The following is a 2,780-nucleotide window of genomic DNA, read 5'->3' as shown; positions in this document are numbered from 1 at the left end:
AGACTTATCTTAATTATATTATAGCGTTTTCATTATTTAATGTCAAAAATATTTAAATTTTTACTTATATTATATTATTTTAGTTTATTTTAAATAAAATAATAAATTATTACATTTTATATTAATGCAATATTTAATAAAATAGGGGAAAATGTTTCTATTTTATTTTTACGGAAATATGAATTTTTTGATGATTATGTATAGCAGAAATATAATAATTATGATATAATAAACAAAAATGAAAAGATAATAAGGAGGACAAAATGAAATTTTTATCTTTTAATTACGAAGGTTTAGAATTGTATGGAGTTAAGGTAAAGAAAGAAGAAAAAGCATGGAATTTAATTAAAATATTTAAAGAATTTGACAATGAAGAAGTTATTCCTGCTACTTTGAGAGAAGCAATAGAAATATATGGCGTTGACTTTATTGAAAAAGTTAGAAAAGTTTTAAATGAAGTTGATAAATTACCTAATAAAGAACAATATAAAATTTCATTAAATGCAATAGTTTGGCGTGCTCCTATAACTAGAACACCAAAAAATATATTTTGCGTAGGACATAATTATCCAGCACTAATAGAGGAAATTGATAAAGATAGTGTAAAAACTCCTGAAGATGTTGTAATATTTACAAAAGTTGCAACATCAATAGCAGCTAATAATGAAGTGGTGCCTTCTCACAAAGAAGTAACTAGCCAACTGGATTATGAAGGAGAATTAGCTGTTGTAATAGCTAAATCAGGTAAAAATATTATCAAACCTTTAGCGTTGGATTATGTTTTTGGATATACAATAATGAATGATATTACAGCTAACGATATTCAGTATAATCGTGGACAATTTTTCTTAGGAAAATCATTAGAAAAATCTGCTGTAATAGGACCATATTTAGTTACAAAAGACGAGTTTTACTCTCCAGAATCAATGAATATTGTAACTAAAGTTAATGGAGAAATTAGACAAAATTCAATGACATCAGAGATGTTATTTAGAATTGATGATTTATTAGTAGAAATAAGTAAATTTATTCCTTTTGAGCCAGCAGATATTATATCAACTGGAACACCAGCAGGAATAGGATCTGCAATGAAACCACCACAATACCTAAAAGAAGGTGATGAAATAAAAATCACTATCGAAGGAATAGGAACATTGACAACAATAATAGGAGAATAAAAAATGGCTAAAGAAAAAAAGACTAAAACAAAAGACGATATAGAAGATAGATCAACAGCGCTCAAAAATGCCATAAAAGAAATTGAAAAAAATTATGGAAAAGGTGCGATTATGGACCTTGAAGGAGATACAGCTATAAAAGTAGAAACTATCTCTTCTGGATCGTTAGCTATAGATAAAGCTTTGGGAGTAGGGGGATACCCTAGAGGAAGAATAGTAGAAATTTATGGACCAGAGTCATCAGGAAAAACTACCGTAGCGTTACATGCAATAGCTGAAGTTCAAAAACAAGGAGGAATCGCAGCTTTTATAGATGCTGAGAATGCTTTAGATCCTGAATATGCAAAAGCATTAGGTGTTGATTTTTCTGCTGGAAAGTTCTTCTTGTCACAACCTGATACTGGAGAACAAGCATTAGATATTACAGAAAAACTTGTTCAATCTGGCGCCATAGATATAGTTGTAATAGACTCTGTAGCTGCTTTGGTACCTAAAACAGAAATTGAAGGCGAAATAGGAGATGCCTACATAGGATTACAAGCTAGACTTATGTCACAAGCACTAAGAAAACTTACAGGTATAATTAATAGATCAAATACTATAGCTATATTTATTAATCAATTACGTGAAAAAGTAGGAGTTATGTACGGAAGCCCAGAGGTAACTACTGGAGGGCGTGCTCTTAAATTCTACTCTACTATACGTGTAGATGTGCGTCGAGGAGATGCTATAAAAAATGGTTCTGAAATTTTAGGAAATAGAACAAAAATTAAAATAGTAAAAAATAAAGTTGCTCCACCATTCAAATTAGCTGAAGTAGACATTATGTATGGAGAAGGTATATCTATATTTGGAGAAGTTTTAGATATTGCTGCAGAATACGATATAATCAAAAAATCTGGAGCATGGTATTCTTATGAAGGAGAAAAACTAGGTCAAGGTAGAGAAGCAGCCAAAAAAGTTTTAAAAGAAAACAAAGAACTTTTTGATGAAGTTTATGAGAACGTTCGTTCAGTATTTTTGCAAGATAAAAATAAAATAACAGAAGAAAAAATAGAAAGATTAGAAGAAAATAATGGGTAAATTATTATTTAAAATAGTGATATGGCTAATGGTTATTTCCATAATTGCTAGTGGAATTATTGCAGGAATTTATATGTTTGTATAATTTCTATTTTGAAGGTGATAAGGAGTTAGATCTTTATCACCTTTAATCTATGATATTCAATTATTATTTGAATATCTATTATTATGATAAAATAATATTAATAACAAATATAGGAGCAGAAAATGTCAATATTTATTGAAAATATGAATGATAATCAAAAAGAAGCTATTTTGACAACAGACGGCCCTGTAATGATTATAGCAGGCGCAGGTAGTGGGAAAACAAGAGTATTAACTCACAGAATAGCTTATTTAATTTCAGAAAGAAATATATATGAAAATAACATACTAGCAATAACTTTTACAAATAAAGCTGCAAAAGAAATGAAAGAAAGAATATATTCATTATTGGGTAGTAATGCGAAATATATTTGGATTCATACATTTCATTCAATGTGCGTTAGAATATTAAGAGAACATATAGAATTATTAAAT

At 28.6% G+C, this 2,780-nt stretch carries 3 protein-coding genes; all 3 read left to right on the top strand.

What is annotated here, in order from left to right:
* Positions 1-263: 263 nt before the first annotated feature.
* Positions 264-1,178, top strand: a complete 915-nt coding sequence (locus tag HZY83_RS01050) for a fumarylacetoacetate hydrolase family protein (RefSeq protein ID WP_179942264.1) — start codon at positions 264-266, stop codon at positions 1,176-1,178.
* Between the two features lie 3 nt (positions 1,179-1,181).
* Positions 1,182-2,261, top strand: a complete 1,080-nt coding sequence (recA, locus tag HZY83_RS01045; protein ID WP_179942263.1) for a recombinase RecA — start codon at positions 1,182-1,184, stop codon at positions 2,259-2,261.
* Between the two features lie 207 nt (positions 2,262-2,468).
* Positions 2,469-2,780, top strand: a 312-nt coding sequence (locus HZY83_RS01040) for a UvrD-helicase domain-containing protein (protein WP_179942262.1), incomplete at its 3' end; no start/stop codon positions are given.

The sequence above is a fragment of the Gemella sp. GH3 genome, from assembly GCF_013415425.1.
Lineage (GTDB): Bacteria > Bacillota > Bacilli > Staphylococcales > Gemellaceae > Gemelliphila.
The sequence above is the reverse complement of the archived record's forward strand: the minus strand, read 5'-3'. Positions and strand labels throughout refer to the sequence as shown.

Coding starts and splice junctions, on each gene's coding strand:
- recA (WP_179942263.1), top strand. CDS start 1,182: ATGGCTAAAGAAAAAAAGACTAAAACAAAAGACGATATAGAAGATAGA.
- HZY83_RS01050 (WP_179942264.1), top strand. CDS start 264: ATGAAATTTTTATCTTTTAATTACGAAGGTTTAGAATTGTATGGAGTT.